Raw genomic sequence first — 24,835 nt, 5'->3', positions numbered from 1 at the left:
GGGGATTCGGGGCGTGGCACCAATCGATGACAACCGCAGGGGGACCGACTGGGAGGTTTGGCGTGGACCTGCGATACGTTGCCTTCACGCGTGCCGACTCGCATTTCTACGACCGAATCAGAACGGTCACCCAACCAGATACATCAACTGACCAGCACTTTATCCCCGCGAAGTCGGTGGATTGGTCGCTCTGGCGGCGCGGTCCCCAAAGTGGACCGTGGAACTACTTCCAACCGCCCGACGGTCTGCTGCCAGAACAAGGATGGAAGATTCACTGCTCCGCTACCCGAGCCAACGCGCAGGAGCTGCTCGATACCGTTTCCGTGTATTGCGGTCACAATCATGTGCCGTTCAAATTTCTTCGGACGGCAGCAGACCTCATGTTGTCCAACAGCAAGCAGGCCAATCGAACTTCCAGCGGAAAATTCATCACGATCTATCCGGCGGATGGTGTTGCCACACAACGTGTCATCACCGAACTGGACAAGCTTGTCACCGGTGCCGACGGGCCGTACATCCTCAGCGATGTGCGATGGAACCGGGGACCGCTCTACTTACGGTACGGCGCGTATCTGCCCATGCAGACCTACGATTCATTCGGCGATCGCGTCCCGGCAATTCGGCGTCCTGACGGATCGCTCGAACCCGATGTGCGCGGCACTTCCTTCAGAACTCCGGACTGGGTACAAATCCCGGACTTCGTTCGCGCGCAGCAAGACAAGCTGAAATCACATGACGAATTCCCCTATTCGATCAATGAAGCCCTGCACTTCAGCAACAGCGGGGGGATCTATTCCGCATTCGACGACGCCGGCATCGATCTGGTCATCAAAGAAGGCCGTCCCTTTACCGCCCCGGACGCAAACGGCCGGTACGCAATCGACCGCATCCGTAACGAGTACGACAAGTTGACTCACCTTGCCGACAACCCGTACACACCTTCTGCCATCAGCTTGTTCGAGCGCGAGGGACACCACTTCCTTGTCACCGAGCGCGCTGCCGGCACTCCACTGAATCAGGAAGTTGCGCTCCGCCACCCACTGATACGCGCCGACCAGACACTCAGTTCCCGAACGGAATACAGAACCTGGGCACTCGACATTGCACAACAGTTGACTACCGCAGTCGAGAGCTTCCACAACGCCGGAATCGTTCATGCCGATCTTCACCCTGGCAACGTCATGTGCTCACCGTCCGGTATTCGGATCATCGACTTCGAGATGGCCCACAACATCGACGAGCATCCGCCCCGGTCCACCGGAGCCCCCGGATACACAGCACCTCGACAGTTGACAGGAATCGCGGCGGATCGATACTCGTTGGGATGCATCGAGCTGGGACTCTTTGTCCCACTTACTACATTGTTCCCTCTCGATTGCAACAAGATTCCCGAACTCATCGACTATGCGGTGTCTCGCTTCGATCTTCCTCGTGCCTTCGGTGCCTCGCTCTATTCGATGCTCGACGTACAGGCGCCGGAACCGGAGAATCGCCCGCATCGTTGGGACACGTCGCACGGGGAAAACCTGCAACGGGCGGCCGCTCTATTGCGCTGCGGCATCCTCGCCTCGCTTGATCTCTCCCGCCCTGATCGACTCTTTCCCGGCGACATCGCCCAGTTCGAGGTGAACGGCTACGGCATTGCGCACGGCTCGTGCGGAAACCTGCTCGCCGATGATCTTCCCACCGACACCTTGGAGTCAGTCCTGGAATGGACTGAACATCAGGTTGATTCGGATACGCAACCACAGTTCGGTTTCTTCGACGGGCTCGCGGGTGCGGTGCACACCTTTCGGCATCACGGGCGACATTCGACAGCCGACAGGTGGGTCGAGACTTTGCGTCGAGCCCCACTCGACGACATCGACTCCAGCCTTTTCAGCGGCCTTTCCGGAATCGGTTGCCTCCTACTCGAGGAATCGGTTTCACGACCGACTGTGTCACCCACTCTCGCTGTCGTGACCGAGACTCTGCGCGAACGAATTTCAGCTGCTCGCTTGCATGTCCGCGACGCCGGCGGAACACCTTGGGCAGTGGCCGGCCGAGGTGGGCTGATGCGGGGACCGAGCGGACAAGCACTGTTCTGGACTCGCCACTACGAACTGAGTGGTGATCCTCGATCGCTGGAACACGCACGCCAGCTCGTCGACATCGATCTGTCTGTGATGTCGATGTGCCCTGACGGGTCGATGCAGCTGAGAGAGGAGCGCCGGACGATGCCGTATCTCGGATCCGGGTCTGTCGGTGTGGGCCTGGTACTTCTACAACTTCTGCGCCATGTCGACGAACCGCGTTACGCAGCTGCGGTGCGTGCGATATCCCGCGCCGCCACAGTCGAATTCACTGCCCAAGCCGGACTACTCAACGGGCGAGCCGGGCTGATTCTGTTCCTCAGCGAACTCTCCAAGACTCCATACGCCGGCGCCGATTGTGAACAGACGCTTGCACAGCAGTTTCAGCTTCTGGGCTTGCACAGCCTCAATCACGCAGGAGGCCTGCACTTTCCAGGTGAACAGAACCTGAGACTCTCGACAGACTGGGCAACCGGATCCGCGGGAATACTGGCATTGCTCCGTCATGCCGGATCGGCAACTGTCCGACAGTCGTTTCCACTGATGTGCGTGTCGAACTGCCACATCTCCTAGTTGTTCGGAAAGTTATCACCCCGGAAGATTGGAGCACAGAAGCATCAGGCCAAAAACCTGAAATGGAATCAGCACCGCAAGACAATTCGATCGATCAAATCCATCGGTAAACATGCCGATCAACAAAGGAAATGACAATGGACGCTATTCTCTCCCTTCAAGATCTGTCAGTCGCCGCCGGCAACGTCGGAGATGCCGGCCAACTCGAGCAGAACGCGGCAATCAGTTCGCTCAGTTTCTTCTGCCTCTGACCTCAGGCCGATACCTCGGATCAAATCCGGGGTATCGGCTTTCGCAATCAGTGCGAATCGTCAAACGGACAGTATTGTTTCATCATGAGACGCATACACACTTCACCGAGCTGCATTCGCCGATGATGTGCGCGACCTGGCGGCAATGCCGAGGGCAGATCGTATGGTCATCGGCGGTGATATTCCTACTGATCCTGACAGCCGCACTTTCGGGCTGGTTCGTTCAGCGTTCGGGCGAGAGTTGGGACTTCGGCGACATCTGCTCACGCTGGTACGACGGAGGTGGCGGTTGCCGTGCCGACACCGCTCTCACCTTGACGACGCTTCTCGTACTCCTACTACCGTTCGCCTCAGGAATGCTGGTCGGCGTCACCACATTCGCCCGAGACTTCGAGCAGGGTCCCGAAGACCTCGATTTTCTCGAGTCCACCAGCCTTGTTCGATGGTATTTCTTGCGGGTCCTGGTGGTCTTCGTTCCCATCACCCTTGCGATGGCAGTCCTGGGCATGGTGCTCGGCTGGACCCATACGCTTGGCCGGGGACAGGCGGCAACAAATGATGCCACCTCGTTTTCCTTGATGGAATTCCCCAATTTTCAGACGACGGGAATCGTCGTCGGCGCCTACACCTTTTTAGCGATGACTACCGGCAGCGCAGCCGCATTGCTCATCCGCAACACCGTCTTCGCGATGGTCATGACTCTTCTCGCGTTCTTGATCGTGCCCGTCGCACTGAGCGCGACGATGCGCGAGCATTACTTGGCCCCCGACCCTGAAGTGCAACCCATCGACGGACTGGCACGTGCAGCGGAATATGCACCGTCGCCGTATGAAAATCTCGACTCGAGGTGGGCCATCGGTGCCGGCTTCGCCGATACGGATGGCAACATGATCGACGCCGATTACACAATGTGCTGGGGCTCAGACAATTCCGATCGCATGCAGCAAGACCTCGCGGTCGACAACTGCCTTCGAGAACAGGGAATCGATCACTATGCCGTGATCTATCACCCACAGAGCCGGTACTGGCAATTTCAGTTCATCGAGACTGCCGTGATGCTGTTGTGCTCCGGGTCGATGGTGGCGCTCGCACTCGTCGGCGCACGTGGACGACGTCGGCGACCCACCTACAACCGAATGTCGGAAATGTCGAAATCGATTCGATAGCAGCAATTTTCGATCCACATCATCTTGTGTTCGAAACTTTGTTCGATTAGACTTTGAGCATGGACAGTCGGGAAGCGTGGCAACTGGATGGCGAGGGCCTCAAGAGCGAGGTTCTCGATCTGGTGCGCGCCCGGCACGAGTTGCAGTCGCGGATAGTGTTGTTGATCGTGGAGATGTTTTCCCGGGACGTTCTCGGCGGGAAGGGTTTTCGGGCGATCGCGCAGTGGTTGCACGGGTCGACGAATTTGGAGATCGGTGAGTGCAGTCTGCTGGTCGGGTTGGCGCGGTTGTTGATGCTCGAACCTGTTGTCGCGGATGCGTTTCATCGCGGTGACGTTGATGCGTTGAAGGCGCGGCAGGTGGCGTCGTTTTGTCAGCATCCGCCGAAGAACATGACCCTGGCGGATGTGGACAAGGCTCGCGGGATTTTGTTGTCGTTGGCGTCGAAGAACATTGCGGATTGCGATGCGGTGCGGGCGGCGATTCGGCGGATCGAGAAGCAGTACGGCAAGCGCGAGGACGGCGTCCCGGTCGGCGAGGATTCCGAACGTAACGAGTTCTACGCCTCGAAAGGCTTGTACGGGCGGGTCACTGTGAAGGGTGATCTGGATGCGATCAACGGGGCCCGGTTGATCACGTTGTTGTCGAGTCTGTCTGCGCCGATACCGGAGAAGGACGGCGTGAAGGACACCCGTACGCCGGCATTACGGCGGGCGGATGGGTTCTGCGAATTGTTGCGTCGGTACGAGCGGGCGGGGTTGGGTCCGATCGAGGGCGGGGTGAAACCGCACATCACGGTGACTGCGTCCGCGAAAGACATGACGGACCTGCAAGCGTTGAAAGACCTCTTGCCGTCGACTCAGGAACTGGGATTTGCGTGGACGGATTGGGTGGGCCCCATCAGTATCGATACCGCGCGGATGTTGGCGTGCGACTGCACCGTGACGCGAATTTTGTTGGATGAGAACGGTGTTCCGCTCGACTGCGGCAAGGAAGCGAGAACAGCGACGGTTCCGCAAAGGCGAGCACTGGCCGTCCGGGATGGCGGGTGCGCGTTTCCGGGGTGCGGGACTCCGTCGGGGTGGTGCGATGCCCATCATATTGTTCACTGGAACGATGGTGGCCCAACAGATCTCGACAACCTGGTTCTGTTGTGCGGTCATCACCATCGGACGCTGCACCACACGGAATGGCGGGTGGAGATCGGACCGGATCGAAAGACGGTGTTCTATCCACCGATGTCGATCGATCCGTATCAACAGCCGATCGGCGGGAACAGCCCACCCACAGCGGCGTGAATCGCGACAATCGAATACATCAGCACCGGGGACGAACCATGCCCCGGTGCTGGTGCACGTTTCTGGTCAGATCCCAACCCCTCAGATCCCAACCCCTCAAATCCCAGCCCCTCAGATCCCGGCCCTTCGCACGAGAGCGTCAGTGGCAGAAGGGGATACAACGTCAATCGCTCGTAACAGCCCCGCGTACCGCGGATACAGCTCGACGGGACGCGTATTGATCGCCCTCAAGATCCACGATGCAGCTTGATCGGCCGTCAGCGCCGGCTGGCTCACGTAATCCGCCGTCGGCGCGATCATCGGTGTTCGTATGAGTGGGAATTGCACTGTGGTGACATCGACACCGGTGCCGTGACATTCCGCGCCGAGGCTTCGGCCGAAGGCACTGAGAGCAGACTTCGACGCGTGATAGGCACTGAACCTCGGCATCACGCCCGCAGTGACTCCCCAGGTTCCGACGTTGATGATGTGTCCGGACTTCGCCTCGAGCATTGCGGGCAGTAGCCGCAACGTCAGTCTTGTCGGCCCGAAGTAGTTCAGCGCCATGGTGCGCTCGTAGTCGTGGAATCGGTCGACCGAATCCAACGCGGTGCGCCGGATCGAGCGACCCGCATTGTTGACGAGGATGTCGACCGACCCGAATCGATCCGCGATCGTCTCCGCGAGTTCGTCAACGGCTTCACCGCGGGAGAGGTCCGCAGGCACGATGTGTGCCCATCCTCCCCTGCGGTGAATCTCGTCCCGTACGTGTTCGAGGTTTTCCTCACCGCGCGCGACCAGGATCATCTCGGCTCCCCGACGAGCCAATAGATGAGCTGTCGCCTCACCGATCCCCGACGAGGCTCCCGTCAGGACGATGGTCTTGTCGGAAAGCGTGACGCCGCGTGACGGAACAAGGGAGCGCAGACGCGTCGGCGGACTCAATGCAAGATTGCTGAGAATCGATCTGATCACGTCGGCCTCGGTTCGATCTTCGCGTGCGATTCGGTGCGAACCCGTCCCTGAACAGCCCACTTCGGACGCACCGCGGAAATTACTCAAAAGTAAGTTATGGCGCCGTTTCGGCCGTGTCAAGAATTCGTCGGGATTCAGGAGTATCTGCCACTAGCTTTTCCTGATACCTCGGGTTACATTAAATCCAGACCGAGTGCCAGCGATCACACAACCGGCCCTCGATTCCACCGAACACCGCGAGAAATACCAGCGGTGACCGAAACGAAGAGGAGACGCCATGACGCTCACATCGCCGCTCGACAAGCGCGGAGAAGCATCCGACGACTCGTACAACGAGACGCTTCGACTCCTGTCCGAGGGCTCGGTGCACAAGCACTTCGACCCGTACCTCGACATCGACTGGGACTCCCCCGAGTTTGCCGTCGTCCCGAACGATCGCCGCTGGATCCTCCCGGCCGAGACTGACCCGCTGGGCGCACACCCGTGGTACCAGTCGCAGTCCGAGGCCAGGCAGATCGAAATCGGCATGTGGCGCCAGGCCAATGTCGCGAAGGTCGGTCTCCAATTCGAGAACATCCTGATCCGCGGCATGATGCAGTACGTCTTCTCACTGCCCAACGATTCGGCCGAGGCGCGCTACTGCACGCACGAGTCGGTCGAAGAGTGCAACCACACGATGATGTTCCAGGAGATGGTCAACCGCATCGGTGCCGACGCTCCCGGGATGAGCCGTCCGATGAAGATGCTTGCACCCTTCATCCCCCTCGCTGCGGGTCCGTTCCCCGAACTGTTCTTCGTCGGTGTCCTCGCCGGTGAAGAGCCGATCGACCACATTCAGAAGAGCATCCTGCGCGCCGGCGGCCAGATCCACCCGATCATGCAGTCGGTCATGGCCATCCACGTAGCCGAGGAAGCGCGTCATATCTCGTTCGCGCACAAGCTTCTGAGCCGTCGCATCCCGCTGATGTCACGCCCGAACCGGTTTGTCCTCTCGCTGCTGTTCCCGATCGTCATGCGCATTCTCTGTGACGCCATCGTCATCCCGCCGAAGTCCTTCTGGAAGCAGTTCGACATCCCGAAGTCCGTGAAGAAGGACCTGTTCTGGGATCTGCCCGAGTCGCGCCAGACCCTGCGCAACTACTTCGGTGACGTCCGCATGCTGGCCACCGACACCGGTCTGATGAACCGTGCCTCGCGCCTGGTGTGGAAGGCCTGCAAGATGGACGGCCGCGCATCACGCTTCCGTAGCGAACCTCACCGCAGCTCGCACAACGCCGCCGCGTAGCTCCCGGACAGTCGAGATCGGACTCATAGCGCCATGCCACACGTAGTCACGCAGTCCTGTTGCAGCGACGCCTCGTGCGTCTACGCCTGCCCGGTCAACTGCATCCATCCGACGCCGGACGAGCCGGACTTCCTCACCGCCGAGATGCTGCACATCGATCCGCAGGCCTGCGTCGACTGTGGCGCATGCGTCTCGGCCTGCCCGGTCGACGCCATCGTCCCCGAGTCGAAGCTGACCGACCCGCAGCGAGTCTTCCTGTCCATCAATTCGGACTTCTACAAGGAAGAGCGGCCCAGGCCGCTTCTCGCCAAGGTCATCCCGGCAGCCCACGTCGACAAGGGCCGACCGCCGTTGCGCGTTGCGATCGTCGGTTCCGGACCGTCGGCGATGTACGCCGCGGACGAGTTGCTGACTCAGCCTGACGTGCAGGTCAACGTCTTCGATCGCCTTCCTGTGCCTTACGGCTTGGTTCGCGCCGGCGTTGCTCCGGACCATCAGAAGACCAAGCAGGTCACTCGCTTGTTCGACAAGATCGCCGCACAAAAGGGTTTCGAGTTCTACCTCAACGTCGAGATCGGCAAGCACATCTCGCACAGCGAACTGCTCGAAAATCACCATGCGGTGCTCTACGCAGTCGGCGCTTCGTCCGACCGTGGTCTCGGCATTCCGGGCGCTGATCTGCCTGGCACGGCCTCGGCCACCGACTTCGTAGCCTGGTACAACGGCCACCCCGATCACGCCGACGACGTCTTCGACCTCTCACATCGCCGCGCGGTCATCATCGGAAACGGAAATGTCGCGCTCGACGTCGCTCGCATTCTGACGGCCGATCCCGAGAAGTTGGCCGGTACCGACATCTCCGCTCACGCACTCGCCGCTCTGCGGAAGAGTCGCGTCGAAGAAGTTGTCATCGTGGGTCGACGCGGAATCGCGCAGTCCGCGTTCACGGTCCCCGAGTTCACCGGCCTGATGGCACTGCCGGACATCGAACTCTCTGTCGGACCCGACGACATGGTTCTCGACTCGGCCACCGAAGAACTGGCAAAACGCGGCGAACTCCCGCATGCCGTCGAGCAGAAGTTGCGTCTCCTCGAAGCCCTGAAGAACCGCGATCACGTCGACGTCGGCAACAAGCGCATCACGTTGCGCTACCTGCTCACGCCGACCTCGATCACCGGCGACGATCAGGTCAGCGGAATCGAGTTCGCGCGCAACGCTCTTGTCGACGCAAACGGAACCGTGCAGATCGAAGCAACCGGCGATACCGAGACCATCGATACCGGCTTGGTCCTCACCTCGATCGGCTACCGCGGAGTGCCCATCCCCGGCGTCCCGTTCGACGAGCGTGCGTCGGTCATTCCGAACGAGAACGGCCGAGTCCTCGAAGCTCCGAACGGTGATCCCGCCACCGGGGTCTACGCGACCGGTTGGATCAAGCGCGGACCGAGTGGGTTCATCGGCACCAACAAGTCCTGCGCGCAGGAAACGATCAGGATGCTCGTCGACGACTTCAACGACGGACGCCTGACCAACCCGGTCGCCGACGACTCCGCAGTCGATCGTCTGGTCCGGGCGCGACAGTCCGACGTCGTCGACCGCGAGGGCTGGCATGCCATCGACAAGGCGGAACTGGAACGCGGCGCTGCGCACGACCGTGTCCGCGAAAAGGTTCTGGATCAGGTCGAGATCACCTCCATCCTCGACGCTGCGTCCCGGGTGAAACCGGCGCGTCGATTCGGTCGACCCGTTCGCGCTCGCTGATCCGCTACAGGTAAACAGCTACTTTCACGCACACGGCCCCGCCTGCAGACTCGTCTGCCCGGCGGGGCCGTCTGCGTTCCGGCAGCGTCCCACTCAGCGAAAATTTTTGCCCGTCAGCGGCCGAAATCGTGTAATACTGCAACCTGTTCCAGTAAGCGGCACAGCGGGCCCACGATCCCCCGGATCAGGCTCGCCAACCAGATGAGGATTGCATGAGCGAGACTGCAACGCCGGCGCCGAACGGGAGTGTGACGCCTGCAGTAGAGGGTTGGTTCACCACCGGCGACGAACCTGCTCTGATCGGCACGAAGTGCCAATCCTGCGGCACCATTTCCTTCCCTCGTGAGGCGACGTTCTGCAAGAACCCGAGCTGCTTCAGCGAGGAGTTCGACGACGTGGAACTCTCCCGCCGCGGCACTGTCTGGTCGTACACCGACGCGCAGTACCAGCCCCCGCCGCCGTACATCCCGCGCTCGGATCCGTACGAGCCTTTTGCTCTCGCAGCAGTCGAGCTGCCCGAGGGGATCGTCATCCTCGGCCAGGTGGCCGACGGATTCGGCGTCGACGATCTCAAGGTCGGCAATACCGTCGAATTGGTTGTCGAGCCGCTGTACACCGACGAAACCGGAGTACGTACGACGTGGCGATGGAAGCCTGTCGCCGCAGCTGATCAGGAGTCGCAGTCATGAGCAAGGACGTCGCAGTACTCGGTGTCGGTATGCACCCCTGGGGCAAGTGGGGGCAGTCGTTCGTGAAATACGGCGTTGCGGCCGCTCGCGCCGCGCTCGCCGATTCGGGTGTGAATTGGCAGGATGTCGACTTCATCGTCGGCGGCGAGACCGTCCGCAACGGGTACGGCGGATACGTCGCCGGAGCCACCTTCGCGCAGGCACTCGGCTGGAACGGCGCTCGCGTCGCCACGTCGTACGCCGCGTGTGCGACGGGAGCCCAGGCACTCGACACCGCTCGCGCACGAATCCTGGCCGGCCTCAGCGAAGTTGCCCTGGTCGTCGGCGCCGACACCACGCCGAAGGGCTTCCTCGCTCCCGTCGCCGGTGAGCGTTGGGACGACCCGGACTGGCTGCGCTTCCGCCTCATGGGTATGACCAACCCGGCGTACTTCGCGCTCAACGCGCGTCGTCGCATCGACCTCTACGGCGCCACCGCGGAGGATTTCGCCAACGTGAAGGTCAAGAACGCCAGGCACGGGCTGAGCAATCCGAATGCGCGCTACCGCAAGGAAGTCACCGTCGAGAACGTGTTGGCCTCCCCCGTGGTGTCCAATCCCCTTCACCTGCTCGACATCTGCGCGACGTCCGACGGCGGCGCCGCAATCTTGCTGACGTCGATGGAATACGCCCGCAAGATGGGCATCGCGGAACCTGTTCGCATCAAGGCTATTTCGACGGTCACGCCGACGTTCCCCCAGACGATCATGGACATGCCGAACTTCTCCACCGATTCCAGCTCCGCCGTTCCCGCTCCGGAGCGCACGTTCAAGGAATCCATCGGCTACGCCGCATACGAAGAAGCCGGGATCTCTCCCGAGGACGTCGACGTCGCCGAAGTCTACGACCTCGCTACCTCCGTGGAACTGGACTGGATCGAAGACCTTGCCCTCTGCAAGCGGGGCGAGGCCGAGCACCTCCTGCGTGCGGGTGACACCAGTATCGGAGGCCGCATCCCGGTCAATCCGTCCGGCGGTCTCGCGTGCTTCGGCGAAGCCGTTCCCGCACAGGCACTTGCGCAGGTGTGCGAGCTCACTTGGCAGCTTCGTGGACAGGCCGAAGGCCGTCAGGTCGAAGGCGCCCGCATCGGTATCACCGCCAACCAAGGTCTGTTCGGACACGGCTCCTCGGTAATCGTTTCCGCCTGACCCTGTTCTACTTTCGTGGCGGTCGCACACTCACCCGTGAGCGGCCGCCACGATCACGTCTGCCACTGCCCCTGGCTGTGAGACCAGCGAGGCATGGGAGGTCGGGAGTTCGCTGGTGTTCGCGCCCATCCGGTTTGCCATGAACCGCTGCGCCGATGCGGGGATCACGCGATCCTCACCGGCAACCAGATACCAGCTCGGTGTGTTCGCCCACGACGGTGGCCCGCCGAGCTCGAGGTTCGCCCACAAAGCCGCAGACTTCTGATGCGCCAACATCGTTGCCGCTGTCTCGTCGGAAACATCCTGAGCGAAGACGGAATGGAAATACTCGTCCGTGACGTAGCCGTCGACGTTCTTCCCGCCGATCGCGTGAGGATCGTCTACGATCTTCAATCCCAGAGCCGGAGGAAGCAATTGGCTGCCAGGAAACCTGATGGGATCGATCGTGATCTGCACCGGCTCACCCTGAACCGGAGCAAACGCCGCGATGTACACCAACGACTGCACCTTCGGGTCGTGAACATTGGTGATCACCGCGCCGCCGTACGAGTGACCGACGAGCACGACAGGTCCGTCGATGTCCGCAACCGTCTTCTCGATCACGGACGCGTCGTAAGCGGGCCCGCGTAGAGGATTGTCCGGCGCCACGACGCGATAGCCACGCGAGCGTAGGTCGGCGGCAACGCCGTCCCAACTGGTCGCGTCGGCAAAAGCGCCGTGGACGAGAACGACGGTTGGCTTGGGGCTCGCCACCGCAGCGCCGGAGCCGAAGATCACTCCAGCCGCGACTGTCATGAGTAACGCCAGAACTGCGGTGAATACACGTGAGATCTTCATGCGTTTCCTTCACTCTCGTCGAAAAGCGAGAAACTGCGGTAGGCCGGGACACGCCCGTTTCGATCCTAGAAATACCTGCTGCGACGGACGTGACTGTCCGTGCAGACTTTTGAGCTCACACTGCACAACTTCTGGTTGAGCGTCCGCATCGCGGGGTATCAGGGCTGCATGGCTTTGCTCCTGGATACTTCCGTGTTGGAGCCTGACCAACGCGCGGACGCCTTTGTCGACGCGATGGGTCGTGCCTCGGTCCCGTGTGCAATCCACTTGGAGAACCAGGAACGGGTGAGCGCGAGAATGAACGTGTGGAACCTCGGTGCAGCATCACTGTTCCGCTCCGAGTCGACCGGTATGCGGTTGACCCGAACACCACGTCACGTCCGGTCCGCGTCGATGCCCGTCCTTGCGATTGCCCTGCAGGAGATCGGGATCGGCCATCTAGATCAGCACGACGAACAACGCAGAGTGCCCGCCGGTGAGCTGTTGATGACGGACCTGACGTCGACCTACGATTTCTCCTGGCCGGGAACGGGCGCTTCCCAGTGCCTCTACGTTCCGATGGATCGGCTGGGACTGCCGATCGACACCGTGCGGGACGCAGCTACCCGGCCTCATCACAGCAATCTGTACCCCGTGATGATCGCGCACGTTCGTGAATTGTTCCGCAGCGCCGCTCTGTTGGAGACCGATCCTGCCGCCGAACAATTGGGCGAGGCCTCGATCGAACTCGCACGTGCTTTGGTCGCTTCGATCGCACATGCGAATCCTGACGCATCCGCTCCGAGATCGTCCCTTGCCATGACTTCGATCCGTCGATACATCCGTGAACACCTTCACGATCCGACACTGAACCCCGCACGAATTGCTCACGCCCACAACATCTCACTGCGACAGCTGTACAAGATCTGCTCGGACAACGGCTTTCGGATCGAACAGTGGATCATCACCCAGCGCCTGCAGAAGGCTCGGGACGAACTGGCTCGACCCGCTACCGTCGATCTGCCGATCGCGACCGTTGCGCACCGGGCGGGGTTTGTCGACGCCGGACACTTCAGCCGACGCTTTCGACAGGCCTACGGGCTGAGCCCGACTCGTTGGCGTCAGCTCCGCGATTGAAGCAGCGCCACAACGTCTGACTGACCACGACTTTCGGCATTGTCCAACGCGGTCTTCCCCGATGCATCCCGGATCGAGGGATCTGCCCCCGCGTCGAGAAGCTGAGTGATCACGTCGATATAGCGTACCGAACCATCGCCGTACACAACGGCTTCGAGTAGCGCCGTCCACCCGGGATCGTTGACGTGATTGACCGGAACCCCGGCAGCGATCAGCATCCGGACGCTCTCGACATGCGCGTGTTCACTCGCCGGAATCAGCGCCGTACCGCCGTAACGGTTCACGCTGTCGACGTCCGCGCCGTGGGCGAGCGTGAGCGCCAGAATCTCGTTCAAACCCTCGGCTCCGGAATACAGGAAGGCCGAATCCTGCATGGAATCCTTCGCGTTCACGTCAGCGCCGGCAAGAATCAACGTAGAAGCCGCAGCGACGGCGTCGTTCTTGGTGGCCTCGACGAGTGGAGTCCGTTCGCCCTCGCCGCGCGCTTCGATGTTTGCGCCCGAAGCCAGGGCCGCGGTAACAGCTGCGGGATCATTGCGGTCCACAGCATCGAAGAGTGCCCGTTCGGATTCCGGCGTCGATGGCGGCTTTACGCCCGTAATCGATACAGCTGCCGTTGTCGTCGCTGACGCGGCGATCGTCGACGTCACCGGGGTGTCGGACGAACTGCAGCCGGCCAACGCCCCGGTCACTGATACCGCGAGGATAACGCAGACGAGGACAGACCTACCCGGAAGCGCCGTCACAGCGGATTACTTTCTTGGACAAGAGTTTCAAGCGTCATCCTGACGGCGTCCAGATGTTCGGCCATCGCCCTGGAGGCGTGGTCGTAACTGCCGGATGCGATTCCTTCGACTATTCGTTCGTGTTCCTCGTTCGACCTTTCCTGGCGACCGGCAACAAGATTGAGTGTCTCGGACTGCCTTGTCAACGCTTCACGAATATCGACGATTACCGACTCGAAGACCCGATTCCTACTGGCTTTCGCGATCAGTCCGTGGAACTGCGCATCGAGTGCGACCCATACGAGCGGATCATCCTCGTCACGCATCTGCTGGACCAGTCCGCGGAGGGCTGCCAGTTCCTCCGCTGTGTGCCGTTGGGCAGCCCACCCTGCGGCCGGAATTTCAACATGCGGCCGCGCTTCGACCAACTCGTTGGCCGCGTAGCTGCCGAAGTCGAGGTCTCGCGCTATCGAATCGCTGACGACGAAGGTGCCGAGCCCGGATTTCGTCTCGGTGAGCCCGAGGGCATGGCACGAGCGCAGGGCTTCACGGATGACCGATCGACTGACCCCGTGTCTTTCGGCCAGGGACGCCTCGGACGGGAGACGCTCTCCGACTGCCAGTTCGCCGGAGGTTATTGCGGCACGGAGGTCGGCGAGAACCGCCTCGGCAGCACTCACCCGCGAGGCGACGGGTCGCCTGGTGGCCCAGCTGTCTGACAGGTTCATGCCGTCATTGTTGCGACTGCCGAAGACCCGCGTCAAACATCGCACTTGATGAAGGGTTGACGTGCCGGAGTGAGCGAGGTAACAATTACACCTGTCAGACAGCCTGATAGCCCGATAGCTGGGCGGGACTACTACTCGACCGTCAGCGCTGCGATCCCGAAATACACCCACCGCGCAGAGTGATGCTTGCGCGAAGAGACACGAGGAATTGATCAAGTGCTCGAAACGCGAACAGAACACGATCTGCTCGGCGATCGCGAGGTTCCAGCCGATTCGTACTGGGGTATCCACACCTTGCGCGCAATGGAGAACTTCCCGATCACTGGTCGAACAATCGCCACGAACCCGCATCTGATCCGCGGCATCGCTTACGTCAAGTGGGCCGCAGCCAGCGCAAACGAAAAGCTGGGCATCCTCGACCGCCCGCGCGCGGAGGCCATCTCACAGGCATGCAAGGAGATCGTGGACGGGCGGTGGCACGAACAGTTCGTGGTGGACGTCATCCAGGGTGGCGCCGGCACGTCGACGAACATGAATGCGAACGAGGTCATCGCCAATCGCGCGTTGGAAATCCTCGGCCACCAGCGCGGCGACTACGAACGGCTTCACCCCAATGAACACGTGAACCTGAGCCAATCGACCAACGACGTCTACCCCACGGCCGTGAATATCTCGACGATCTTCGCGATCGATGACCTGCTGGATGCACTTCTTACACTCCAGAACGCATTCACGACCAAATCTCTTCAGTTCGCCGACACAGTGAAGATGGGACGCACCCAACTGCAGGACGCCGTGCCGATGACCCTGGGTCAGGAGTTCGGGACCTACGCGGTCATGATCGAGGAGGATCGGGCGCGTCTGGCTGAGGCCGCTCTTCTCGTTCACGAGATCAACCTCGGTGCGACTGCTATCGGCACTGGCCTCAACGCACCCGCCGGCTACGCCGAGGTGGCCTGTTCCGACCTGGGCGCACTGACCGGACTGCCGCTGGTGTTGGCAACGGATCTTGTCGAAGCGACCCAGGACGTGGGCCAGTTCGTCCACCTCTCCGGCGTCCTCAAGCGGGTCGCTGTGAAGTTGTCCAAGGTGTGCAACGATCTCCGGCTGCTCTCTTCGGGCCCGCGAGCCGGATTGAACGAGATCAATCTTCCACCGGTGCAGGCAGGTTCGTCGATCATGCCGGGCAAGGTCAATCCTGTCATTCCCGAAGTCCTCAATCAGGTCGCGTACGAAGTCATCGGCAACGACGTGACGATCACGATGGCTGCGGAATCCGGTCAGCTCCAACTCAACGCTTTCGAGCCGATCATCGTGCACTCACTGTCCGAAGGAATGCGACACCTCGGTGCGGCTTGCCGCATTTTGGCGGACCGGTGCGTACTCGGCATCACGGCTAACACCAAACTGCTGCGCGCCCGAGTCGAAGACTCCATCGGCCTCGTCACCGCGCTCAACCCCTACATCGGATATACCGCGTCCACTCGGATCGCCCAGGAGGCGTTGATTTCCGGGCGTCGCGTCGCCGATCTCGTAATCGAAGCCGGCCTGCTCGACCGCGAGGAACTCGATCGGTTGCTCAGCCCCGAACATCTCGCCAATCTCCGCGTTTCGGGGGAGAAGCCTCATGCCACCGCTGTTGCGGAGGAGGTTTGATGACCGTCGAACGGGAAGAGACAGGCCGCGCCGAAGTTGCCACTGAGGAGGATCTCGGATATCAGAAGGCGCTCGGCCCCAGACAAATTCAGATGATCGCGATCGGTGGCGCGATCGGAACCGGCCTTTTCATGGGGGCGGGAGGGCGACTACAACAGGCGGGCCCGGCCTTGGTTCTCGTGTACGCGCTGTGCGGATTCTTCGCGTTCCTGATCCTGAGGGCGCTCGGCGAACTGGTGATGCACCGACCGACTTCCGGATCCTTCGTTTCCTACGCACGCGAATTCTTCGGCGAAAAGATGGCTTTCGCTGCGGGCTGGTTGTACTGGATGAACTGGGCAATGACTGCCGTGGTCGACGTCACGGCTGTGGCGTTGTACATGAACTTCTTCAAAAAGTACTGGGCGCCACTGGGACACATCGATCAGTGGATGTTCGCTCTGATCGCGGTGTTGCTGGTTCTCGGACTGAATCTCGTGTCCGTGAAAGTCTTCGGAGAGTTGGAGTTCTGGTTCGCGTTGATCAAGGTCGTGGCCTTGACCGCATTCCTCGGGTTCGGTGTCTATTTCGTACTCTTCGGCACGCCCATCGAAGGGCATTCCTCCGGATTCAGCCTGATCGCCGACAACGGTGGGCTGTTCCCCAACGGAATACTGCCGGCAGTCGTGGTGATTCAGGGCGTCGTGTTCGCCTACGCTTCAATTGAACTCGTGGGGACCACGGCTGGAGAGACCGAAAATCCCCGGAAGGTGATACCCAAGGCGATCAACACAGTGATCATTCGGATCCTCGTCTTCTACGTGGGGTCGGTCCTGCTGCTCTCACTGTTGCTCCCGTACACCGAATACCACGCCGGTGAAAGTCCATTCGTCACATTCTTCGGTTCGATCAACATCCAAGGCGCAGATGCGATCATGAATCTGGTCGTTCTCACGGCGGCGTTGTCTTCCCTCAATGCCGGATTGTATTCGACCGGACGAATACTCCATTCGATGGCGACGGCCGGTTCGGCGCCTGCCTTCGCTGCCAGAATGAACAAAGCCGGAGTGCCGTACGGGGGAATCGCACTCACCGGCGTGGTCATCCTGTTCGGCGTCGGGCTCAATGCTGTTGTCCCAGCGCAGGCCTTCGAAATAGTCCTCAATCTTGCGGCACTGGGCATCATCAGTGCATGGGCGGTAATTGTGCTGTGCCAGTTGAGGCTCTGGCAACTTGCGAAACAAGGCAAAGTCACTCGCCCTTCCTTCCGCATATTCGGCGCACCGTACACCGGGATCGCGACACTGGTCTTTCTTGCGGTCGTTATCGTGTTGATGGCATTCGACAACCCCGTTGGAACGTGGACCGTCGGATCCATCGCGATCATCGCACCGCTCTTGATGATTGGTTGGTACGCCGCCAGGAATCGTATTCGCGAGTTGGCCATCCACCACCCCGCAGCTTGACGTGAAAGGACCACAGTGTCGAAAGTCGCAGTTGTCACTACCGGTGGCACCATCGCCAGCACCCGGGATGCGCATGGAATCAGCCGGCCCGCAATCACCGGTGCAGATCTGGTCGGCAACGAGCAGGCCGACATCGAGCTTCGGGTCGTCGACGTGATGTCGAAGGACAGCTCGAGCATGACCTTCGCGGACATGGATCGTGTTCGCGACGCCGTAGCCGATCAATTGAAAGATCCCGGACTCGACGCGGTGGTCGTGCTTCACGGCACCGACACGATGGAGGAAACTGCGTTCTTGTTGGACCTGCACCACGACGACCAACGCCCGGTGGTCTTCACCGGCGCGCAGCGCACTTTCGACCATCCCGAATCCGACGCTCGTTCGAATCTCGCCGCGGCGATCTCAGCCGGACTGGACATCTCGTCACACGGGCGTGGTGTCCTCATCGCCTTCGGCGGTTCGGTCCATCCAGCCGCAGGTACGCGAAAGTCCGATACGACGGCACTCGATGCCTTCCGCCGCGTGCACATCGATCCGCTCCTGCTGCGCACGCCAGAACCATTGCCGTGGCATCCGATTTCGGATACCCGCGTCGACATCATCGCCGTGTATCCCGGGGCAGACCGCGTACAGATCGACGCCTGCGTGCACGCCGGGGCGCAGGGACTTGTTCTCGACGGACTCGGTTCGGGAAATGCCAATCCGACGATAGTCGAGGCCGTACGAGACTGCGTAGGCGCTCACATTCCGGTAGCCGTGACAACTCGGGTGCCCTCGGGGCCAATCTCCCCGGTTTACGGTGGCGGTGGTGGCGGGCACGACTTGATCGCCGCAGGCGCTGTATTTTCCACCGATCTTCGAGCCGGGCAGGCACGTGTACTTCTGGCAGCCTTGTTGTCAGATCCGGATCTCGTGGGCCTGGAAAAGGTATTCGACCGCTATTCGAGGTTTGCTCGCACCCCGCCGTTCGGGCGGTAGAACTGGCGACACCATTCATTGTTCGAAATTCACTCCACTAAATCAGGGACTTTGGTCCGAATTTTCGACTTGGACGCTTATTTGGTGTCCGAATTGGGTAGTTTCACATCATCTAACTCGTTCAAAATTTCGATCCAGCGGTCACGTCCAGTGCAGCCAGTCGAACAGGAGTCGGATGAGCAGCCCATTTCGTGATGCCGCTGCAGTAACGCTCGACGCGTCTCACCGCGTCGGGCAAGCGCACGTGCCAGGCGCCGCACTCAACGGTCGTTTTCACCCGCCAACTGCCGTGAAAGGACTGGTCGCGCGTCCGCGCCTGCACCGCAAACTCACCGCATCCACTGCCACCAAAGGCTCAGGCCCCGGGCCTGTCGGGTTGCTCTCGGCTCCGGCCGGTGCGGGGAAGACCCTACTTCTGGCCGATTGGGCTCGCGAATATTCTCGAGCCTCCCCTGATGTTGCGCTGGCCTGGCTGACGTTGGCCGAGCGCGACAACAACGTGTCGATACTGTGTGAATCCCTCGCCGAGGCGATCGCGACCTCCGTCGATGCGGCCGGCCAGAGGCTCCCCGTGCAGACCGGATCCAGGCCGCCCGTCGAGCAGTGGCTCGCGCACTTTGCGGAAACCCTCGAAACGCACGAGCGCCGAACAACGTTGATCCTCGACGACGTTCACACCCTCCACGATCCGATGTCGATCGGTCTCCTCGATCGGATACTCACACAGACCCCGGGCAACCTGTCGATTATCGTTGCCGCCCGCTACGAACCACCGCTCACGTGGCATCGTCTGGCTCTCGACGGCCGACTCACCCGCTTTGCATCCACCGATCTCGCTTTCGATCGCTCCGAGATCACCGCGATATTCGGCGAGTACGACATCACGCTGCGCGACGACGAACTCGCAATCGTCGAGAACTTCACCAAGGGGTGGGGCGCCGTCGTTCGCCTGACCGCCGCGTTTCTGGCCGGCCGCAGTGACATCGGCGATGCACTGGACGAGTTCACGCACACACCCCGCCCGATCGCCGACTTTCTCGTCGACGAGGTACTGACGTCCTTGCCCGAACATGTCACCTCGTTCATGTTGCGAACATCGGTAGTCGATTCTTTCTCCGCCCAACTGGCGGAAACTCTGACGGACTCGAACGCTCTATCCGAGATCGACTCGCTGATTCAGTTCAACTTCCCCGTGACCCGTACCGATTCCGCCGACCACACAACGTGGTTCAGCTATCACCCTCTCTTGCGCGAGCACCTTCGGGCAGAGTTCCGTCGCGTCGATCACGTCGAGAGAAACCGCGTACACCTGCGAGCAGCAAGCTGGTTCGAAAGCAATCACTTCGAACTCGAGGCGCTCGAACTCGAGGTGTCGATCGGAGACCCATGCCGCATTCTCGCGTTTCTCGAACGCTGCGGGCTGGGCCTCGTACTCGACGGGCACTGCGGGGACGTCGTGCGAGTCCTGGAATCGGTGTCGACGCAGGTTTCGGAATCCCCGATCACCCGACTGGTGCTGGCGGCGGCCGCCCTCCACTCCGGTGACGTGACCTCGGCGACCACGTGCCTCGATCTTCTCGAGGCAACTCATCCACCGATTGCAGAAGATCCATTGTTCCTGGCGATGAGCCTGGAAATCTCCTGCGTTACGGCGACTTCCGACAACGAGCCGCTGGCGGCACGTCTGGAGCGGCGCCAGAAAAGCACCCACTCCGACATCGAAGCCTACGCACACATGGAATTGGCGACGGCACACTTACTGCGACGTGAGTTCGACAGGGCGACTGTCGAATACACTCAAGCCGTCGCACTCGGGACAATACGGGGCAGGGCGCGATTCGTCTTGAAGTCGCTGACCGGACTGGGCTACGTAGCTTCTCTCAGCGGAGACATCGGGGCGATGAGGGCTCACTCCGTCTACGCTCTCGACTACGCGGTCGAACATCGCATCACGACGACTGCGGAGTACGAGTTGTCCGCGTCGGTGGCCGCCTTTGCCACATATCTCTGCGCTTCGAGCGAACTCCCGTACCGCATCCCGACAATCGGAAACTACCGGAGCACAGACGTTCTCGGCGCCAGCGCGCCGGTGTTCGGGTGGCACTCCGTCGTAACCTTCGGCCTTCACAGTCTCGACGGCTCGACCGACCGACGCTCGACCGCCGCCGATGTCCGCGACGCGATGCTCAGCGCGATCGAATTACGTACCTTCGCGTTCGCGACCTTGGCTCTTCTACCACCCGTCGTCCACGCATGCCTTTCCGTCGGCGAGGTGGAATGGGCAGCGAGACTCGTGCGTGACGCAGCCGATCAATTCGGAGAAACGTCGGAGATACATCTCGCACGGGGTGCCGTCGCCTTCTCGTCCAACAAGTTCGCGGAAGCACTCGTCGAAGTTTCCGAAGCTCTCGGGTCCTCCGAAATCCCGTTGCTCGCACATCACGTCTACGCCTGGACACTCGAAGCCGGGATCCACGCTGCAACAGGTCACGAGCGCAAGTCGTTTCGCTCCCTCCACAAAGCGCTGCGCGCCGCGGAAGCCGGTAGCCTGCTACGCCCCTTCCTCGACTACGGCGCATCCCTGCGGCCGGTGTTCGACGAGTTCAGTGGACATTTCGGCGATCAGGAAGCATTTGCCGAACAGGTACGTAGCCGCATTCGCCCACAAGAATTGGTGAGTGCACCGATCCTCACGCCAGGCGAATACACCGTGCTCCGTGAACTGGCTTCCGGAGACACCACCGAGTCCATTGCCGACACGCTGTTCCTTTCCGTCAACACCATCAAGACGCATCTTCGCGGGATCTATCGCAAGTTGGAAGTGAGCAACCGACGCGACGCGCTCAAGGCTGCGCGACGCGGCGGACTCATCTGAGCAAGACTGCTTCCATGCCCCCGAAGCTGTATTCCGATACGCGCGATCGATTGACCGTGTGGGCGAGACGTACACCCAGTCGACGGTTGGCGACTGATGCAACCATCGGGGTCTTCGAAGTCGGGCTCGTGGACAGCGCCATGACTTTGGCGGCCCAGGCCTTTACGTCATTGCTCCCGGTCATGATTGCAGCGTCGACCTTGGAGAAGCTGAAGCCGTTGGCTAATGCCGCCAAAGACGACCTCGGCGTCCAACTCCCCGACACCGCATTGACCAGTACCTCTACCGCGGCAGCATTCGGGATTGTCGGCTTGCTCATGCTGCTGATCAGTTCCACGTCCTACGCTCGCGCTCTCGGCCGGATGTACGGACGGATCTGGAGCGTGCCGACGGCGACACTCCGTCAGGCGTGGCGGTGGTTCGCGGTAGTGTGCGTCGTGGCCGCGTCGGTGGTCGGTGCGGCCCTGTGCCGTGAACTGAATGGTGTTCCGGGAGTGGGCAGAGTCCTGGAATTCACAGCGGTCTACGTCGTGTGGGCACTCGTGTGGACAGCCGTGCCCATGCTGCTGACGGCCAATCGCATGCCCACTCGAATGTGCGTCGGGTCAGGATTGCTCACCGCGACGGGCCTGACCGGACTGCACGTGGCCGGCACTCTTTTCCTCCCCCGAATGACAAAGACGTCGCAGGACGAGTTCGGTCTTCTGGGCGTGATGTTCACCGTCATCGGCTGGCTGTTCATCTTCTCGGCCATCGTGGTTGTCGCGTCGTCGATCGTCGGATCAGTGGCCAAAGATTCCGGTCCCCTGGGAATCTGGCTACGGACATCACGCTGAGGTGTTGTCTCGACCTGCAAGCGCTTGCGAGACGGTCGGATAGACGTCGACCTTCAGCGCGCCCTGGTCGGCACCGGACAGAACGTCGCGGAACTGCCCGATGTCGCGTGCCACTCGGAAGCTCACATTCCTGCGTGCCAACGAATCTCGAAGCTGAGCCAACATCTGCGCAGCGCTGACGTCGATGAACGGTGACGTCTCGGCGTCGAGAACGACCATGGTGGTGCCGGCGGTCACCAGACCGGTGATCTGATCACGCACGTGATCGGCATTGGCGAAGAACATCCCCGCTTCGACCCTGACCACTACGACGCCGTCGAGTGTCTTCAGATCAGGATGCCCACTGATGTCGACCCAGCGCGTGCCGTCCTTGGCCAGAGCAGCCACGTGCGGTTTGGAGACTCGATACAGGAGCAGCAACATCGAGACGGCGATTCCGATGATCAGACCGGGCAACGTGTCGAAGAGGAGAACCCCGAACATCGCCGCGATCGCCGCGGCGAAATCGGCCCGGGCAGCGTGCCCGTAGATACTGCCCAACCTCTTCGTCCACACCCGGTACAGCGCTGCGAGAGAGGAGAAATCGACCAGTTCGATCACTGCTGCGATGACCACAGCCGAGAGCGTCGCCTCTGGCAACTTCTCGAACAGGCCGGTGAGAAACAGCAGTGTCACCAGCGTCAGTGCCGCGACCACCAGTCCGCTGACCTGAGATTTGGCGCCCGCTCCTCCGTTGACGGCGGTCTTCGACAGGCTGCCGTTGACCACCATTCCCGAGCAGAGACCCGATCCGAGATTGGCCGCACCCAGTCCTGCCAGTTCACGATTCGCGTCGATGGTGTAGCCGGCCTTGGCCGCGTATGTCTTTGCAGCGCCAAGACCTTCGGCGAAACCGATGAGCAGAACGCCGACCGCCGGTCCGACCAGGTCGAGGTAGTCCTCGGCTCCCACACCACTCGGCAGACCCATCGACGGCAGGCCCGCGTCGATGTGTCCGACAATGTCGATGCCACGATCGTCGAGGCCGAACAACGCTACTGCGGTAATGCCCAGCAGCACGACGAGGAGCGAACCCGGTACGAGCGGAAGCCATCGCTTGACGCCCAGGACCATTGCCAGGCTGAGCAACCCGATGATCACGGTCGGTAGGTCGACCTCACCCAGTTCCTTCACCACTGTCCACGTCTGGACGAAGAAGTTTCCCTCCCCCTTGGCCACGCCCAGGAGTTTGGGTACTTGACCGATGATGATCGTGAGCGCCAGACCGACGATGAATCCCTTGAGAACCGGCTCGGAGATGAAGGACGCGATGAATCCGAGGCGCATGAATCCTGCGAGCAGTCCGACGAGCCCGGTCACGATCGCCAATGCCGCCGACAGCGCGATGAATCGGCCGTCGTTTCCTGAAGCCAATGGCGCAATCATCGCCGCGGACAACGCTGCGGTCGCCGACATCGGCCCGACGATCAGATGGCGCGAACTGCCGGCTGCTGCATACAGAATCAATGACGGAACCGCAGCATAAAGCCCGACCACCGGCGGAACTCCGGCGATGGTGGCGTACGCGAGCGCTTCCGGAACAAGGACAGCCCACACCGTAAGGCCCGCAATGATGTCGGGGCGAAGCCAAGCGCGTTGATAGTCGGACAACGATCCGAAGACCCACCAGGTCCGCGTGTGCGGAGCACTCATAGTCCTTGCACCCCTTTACTGATCTGCATCGCCGCGATCAGGACGAGGAGCCCGACGTTCAGCAAGTGCGTGTTGGTGGCTATCCAGGTGCGGATCTTCAGCAGCGGTTCGGTTGCCTCGTCCTTCTTGATCAGCAGGAGGGCAACAGGTACCGCGACCGAGGTCACGGACACCAGCGAGAAGATCACGGCCGAGACGATCTGCGACGTCGGTGCCACGGTGCTGAGACGAAGGTTCATCGCTGCTGCGATGGCACACGACATGTCGATGGGGTTGAGAACGAACAGCGCGAAACCGAGCACACCGGATCGCATTGGTTGGAAGTGCTCAACCGATTGCAGCATCTTCGGCAGCTGAGGGGCCGCAGCCACAACGTCGCCAGGGGCAACTGCAGCCGCCATCGCCTGAACCCCGCGACGACTGCGTGAGTAGACGAACCAGGCACCCGCCAGCAGAGTTGCCCCGAGAACGAGATGGATGATGGGCACCCACAGCGGAGGGTGTGTGCGCTGATGAACCTGGAGTGCGGTCAAGATGACGTACGAACCGGCCAGCGCGACAACTATTCCGAGATACCACCCGATCAGGTACGCAATGCTGTTGATACGCGCTCGTTCGGAAAACAGTACGGCCACAACGGCGACAACCGCCAGCGGGCTCATGATGATCCCGAGCGCCAGCGGGATCTGTTGCAGTAGCAGCGATCCCATA

At 61.2% G+C, this 24,835-nt stretch carries 19 protein-coding genes; 13 read left to right on the top strand and 6 right to left on the bottom strand.

Translation table 11 applies throughout. The features are described 5' to 3' along the window. The first annotated feature begins 62 nt into the window (after positions 1–62). The 3 genes from lanKC (at position 63) to ABIE52_RS24315 (ending at position 5,360) form a co-directional block, all read left to right on the top strand. Positions 63–2,645, top strand: a complete 2,583-nt coding sequence (gene lanKC, locus ABIE52_RS24325; RefSeq protein ID WP_192712746.1) for a class III lanthionine synthetase LanKC — start codon at positions 63–65, stop codon at positions 2,643–2,645. A 427-nt stretch (positions 2,646–3,072) separates the two neighbouring features. Beyond that, positions 3,073–4,062: an ABC-2 membrane transporter-related protein gene (locus tag ABIE52_RS24320; RefSeq protein ID WP_192712745.1), complete on the top strand. Its 990-nt coding sequence runs from the start codon at positions 3,073–3,075 to the stop codon at positions 4,060–4,062. A gap of 59 nt (positions 4,063–4,121) precedes the next feature. After that, positions 4,122–5,360 carry an HNH endonuclease signature motif containing protein gene (locus ABIE52_RS24315; protein ID WP_192712744.1) on the top strand — a complete coding sequence of 413 codons (1,239 nt, stop codon included), beginning with the start codon at positions 4,122–4,124 and terminating at the stop codon, positions 5,358–5,360. 111 nt (positions 5,361–5,471) lie between these two features. Here the strand turns inward: ABIE52_RS24315 and ABIE52_RS24310 are convergent, their stop codons facing one another. After that, the gene (locus tag ABIE52_RS24310; RefSeq protein WP_073512519.1) at positions 5,472–6,314 is read right to left on the bottom strand and encodes an SDR family oxidoreductase; all 843 of its coding nucleotides are present in this window, start codon (positions 6,312–6,314) and stop codon (positions 5,472–5,474) included. Between the two features lie 277 nt (positions 6,315–6,591). Between ABIE52_RS24310 and ABIE52_RS24305 the strand changes: the two genes are divergently transcribed. The 4 genes from ABIE52_RS24305 to ABIE52_RS24290 all read left to right on the top strand — a co-directional run bounded on the left by ABIE52_RS24305 (position 6,592) and on the right by ABIE52_RS24290 (position 11,236). Beyond that, positions 6,592–7,599, top strand: a complete 1,008-nt coding sequence (locus ABIE52_RS24305) for an AurF N-oxygenase family protein (RefSeq protein ID WP_003943163.1) — start codon at positions 6,592–6,594, stop codon at positions 7,597–7,599. A 33-nt stretch (positions 7,600–7,632) separates the two neighbouring features. Further along, positions 7,633–9,360 (top strand): FAD-dependent oxidoreductase, encoded by a 1,728-nt coding sequence (locus ABIE52_RS24300; protein ID WP_151098394.1) that lies wholly within the window; start codon positions 7,633–7,635, stop codon positions 9,358–9,360. 212 nt (positions 9,361–9,572) lie between these two features. After that, the gene (locus ABIE52_RS24295) at positions 9,573–10,049 is read left to right on the top strand and encodes a Zn-ribbon domain-containing OB-fold protein (RefSeq protein ID WP_019745839.1); all 477 of its coding nucleotides are present in this window, start codon (positions 9,573–9,575) and stop codon (positions 10,047–10,049) included. Beyond that, on the top strand, positions 10,046–11,236 hold the full coding sequence (locus ABIE52_RS24290) for a lipid-transfer protein (RefSeq protein WP_030536146.1): 1,191 nt from the start codon (positions 10,046–10,048) through the stop codon (positions 11,234–11,236). Before ABIE52_RS24295 ends, ABIE52_RS24290 begins: the two co-directional genes overlap by 4 nt. A gap of 30 nt (positions 11,237–11,266) precedes the next feature. Here ABIE52_RS24290 and ABIE52_RS24285 read toward each other — a convergent pair whose 3' ends face one another. Further along, positions 11,267–12,073, bottom strand: coding sequence for an alpha/beta fold hydrolase (locus ABIE52_RS24285; protein WP_007730412.1), 807 nt, complete (start codon positions 12,071–12,073; stop codon positions 11,267–11,269). Positions 12,074–12,172: 99 nt separating this feature from the next. Between ABIE52_RS24285 and ABIE52_RS24280 the strand changes: the two genes are divergently transcribed. After that, on the top strand, positions 12,173–13,189 hold the full coding sequence (locus ABIE52_RS24280) for a helix-turn-helix domain-containing protein (protein ID WP_241064870.1): 1,017 nt from the start codon (positions 12,173–12,175) through the stop codon (positions 13,187–13,189). On the opposite strand, the gene ABIE52_RS24275 is transcribed toward ABIE52_RS24280, so the two are convergent. Continuing rightward, positions 13,174–13,881 carry an ankyrin repeat domain-containing protein gene (locus tag ABIE52_RS24275; protein ID WP_241064871.1) on the bottom strand — a complete coding sequence of 236 codons (708 nt, stop codon included), beginning with the start codon at positions 13,879–13,881 and terminating at the stop codon, positions 13,174–13,176. The genes ABIE52_RS24280 and ABIE52_RS24275 overlap by 16 nt on opposite strands. A gap of 50 nt (positions 13,882–13,931) precedes the next feature. Beyond that, positions 13,932–14,642: a FadR/GntR family transcriptional regulator gene (locus ABIE52_RS24270; protein ID WP_151098396.1), complete on the bottom strand. Its 711-nt coding sequence runs from the start codon at positions 14,640–14,642 to the stop codon at positions 13,932–13,934. 216 nt (positions 14,643–14,858) lie between these two features. Here ABIE52_RS24270 and ABIE52_RS24265 point away from each other — a divergent pair, with 216 nt between their 5' ends. The 5 genes from ABIE52_RS24265 to ABIE52_RS24245 all read left to right on the top strand — a co-directional run bounded on the left by ABIE52_RS24265 (position 14,859) and on the right by ABIE52_RS24245 (position 22,432). Further along, the gene (locus ABIE52_RS24265) at positions 14,859–16,298 is read left to right on the top strand and encodes an aspartate ammonia-lyase (protein WP_192712743.1); all 1,440 of its coding nucleotides are present in this window, start codon (positions 14,859–14,861) and stop codon (positions 16,296–16,298) included. After that, positions 16,298–17,743, top strand: coding sequence for an amino acid permease (locus ABIE52_RS24260; RefSeq protein ID WP_007730398.1), 1,446 nt, complete (start codon positions 16,298–16,300; stop codon positions 17,741–17,743). The genes ABIE52_RS24265 and ABIE52_RS24260 overlap by 1 nt, the downstream gene beginning before the upstream one ends. Before the next feature lie 15 nt (positions 17,744–17,758). Beyond that, positions 17,759–18,721 (top strand): asparaginase, encoded by a 963-nt coding sequence (locus ABIE52_RS24255; RefSeq protein WP_065456530.1) that lies wholly within the window; start codon positions 17,759–17,761, stop codon positions 18,719–18,721. 175 nt (positions 18,722–18,896) lie between these two features. Then, positions 18,897–21,596 carry a helix-turn-helix transcriptional regulator gene (locus ABIE52_RS24250; protein ID WP_151098397.1) on the top strand — a complete coding sequence of 900 codons (2,700 nt, stop codon included), beginning with the start codon at positions 18,897–18,899 and terminating at the stop codon, positions 21,594–21,596. A gap of 14 nt (positions 21,597–21,610) precedes the next feature. Next, positions 21,611–22,432 (top strand): hypothetical protein, encoded by an 822-nt coding sequence (locus tag ABIE52_RS24245; RefSeq protein ID WP_192712742.1) that lies wholly within the window; start codon positions 21,611–21,613, stop codon positions 22,430–22,432. Here ABIE52_RS24245 and ABIE52_RS24240 read toward each other — a convergent pair. Then, positions 22,424–24,124, bottom strand: coding sequence for a SulP family inorganic anion transporter (locus ABIE52_RS24240; protein ID WP_118605993.1), 1,701 nt, complete (start codon positions 24,122–24,124; stop codon positions 22,424–22,426). The two genes, ABIE52_RS24245 and ABIE52_RS24240, sit on opposite strands and share 9 nt — an antisense overlap. Continuing rightward, a complete protein-coding gene (locus ABIE52_RS24235) occupies positions 24,121–24,834 on the bottom strand; it encodes a GAP family protein (RefSeq protein WP_042451601.1) in 714 nt (237 codons plus the stop codon). The genes ABIE52_RS24240 and ABIE52_RS24235 overlap by 4 nt, the downstream gene beginning before the upstream one ends. Position 24,835 lies beyond the last annotated feature (1 nt).

Source organism: Rhodococcus sp. OAS809 (genome assembly GCF_040546695.1).
In the GTDB taxonomy this organism is placed as follows: Bacteria; Actinomycetota; Actinomycetes; order Mycobacteriales; family Mycobacteriaceae; genus Rhodococcus_F; species Rhodococcus_F qingshengii.
The sequence above is the reverse complement of the archived record's forward strand: the minus strand, read 5'-3'. Positions and strand labels throughout refer to the sequence as shown.

Bases quoted from the DNA above. Each gene is read 5' to 3' on its own strand.
- ABIE52_RS24285 (WP_007730412.1), bottom strand. From the start codon at position 12,073: ATGAAGATCTCACGTGTATTCACCGCAGTTCTGGCGTTACTCATGACA.
- ABIE52_RS24235 (WP_042451601.1), bottom strand. From the start codon at position 24,834: ATGGGATCGCTGCTACTGCAACAGATCCCGCTGGCGCTCGGGATCATC.
- ABIE52_RS24305 (WP_003943163.1), top strand. From the start codon at position 6,592: ATGACGCTCACATCGCCGCTCGACAAGCGCGGAGAAGCATCCGACGAC.
- ABIE52_RS24250 (WP_151098397.1), top strand. From the start codon at position 18,897: ATGAGCAGCCCATTTCGTGATGCCGCTGCAGTAACGCTCGACGCGTCT.
- ABIE52_RS24315 (WP_192712744.1), top strand. From the start codon at position 4,122: ATGGACAGTCGGGAAGCGTGGCAACTGGATGGCGAGGGCCTCAAGAGC.
- ABIE52_RS24245 (WP_192712742.1), top strand. From the start codon at position 21,611: ATGCCCCCGAAGCTGTATTCCGATACGCGCGATCGATTGACCGTGTGG.
- ABIE52_RS24290 (WP_030536146.1), top strand. From the start codon at position 10,046: ATGAGCAAGGACGTCGCAGTACTCGGTGTCGGTATGCACCCCTGGGGC.
- ABIE52_RS24260 (WP_007730398.1), top strand. From the start codon at position 16,298: ATGACCGTCGAACGGGAAGAGACAGGCCGCGCCGAAGTTGCCACTGAG.
- ABIE52_RS24240 (WP_118605993.1), bottom strand. From the start codon at position 24,124: ATGAGTGCTCCGCACACGCGGACCTGGTGGGTCTTCGGATCGTTGTCC.
- ABIE52_RS24300 (WP_151098394.1), top strand. From the start codon at position 7,633: ATGCCACACGTAGTCACGCAGTCCTGTTGCAGCGACGCCTCGTGCGTC.
- ABIE52_RS24295 (WP_019745839.1), top strand. From the start codon at position 9,573: ATGAGCGAGACTGCAACGCCGGCGCCGAACGGGAGTGTGACGCCTGCA.
- ABIE52_RS24270 (WP_151098396.1), bottom strand. From the start codon at position 14,642: ATGAACCTGTCAGACAGCTGGGCCACCAGGCGACCCGTCGCCTCGCGG.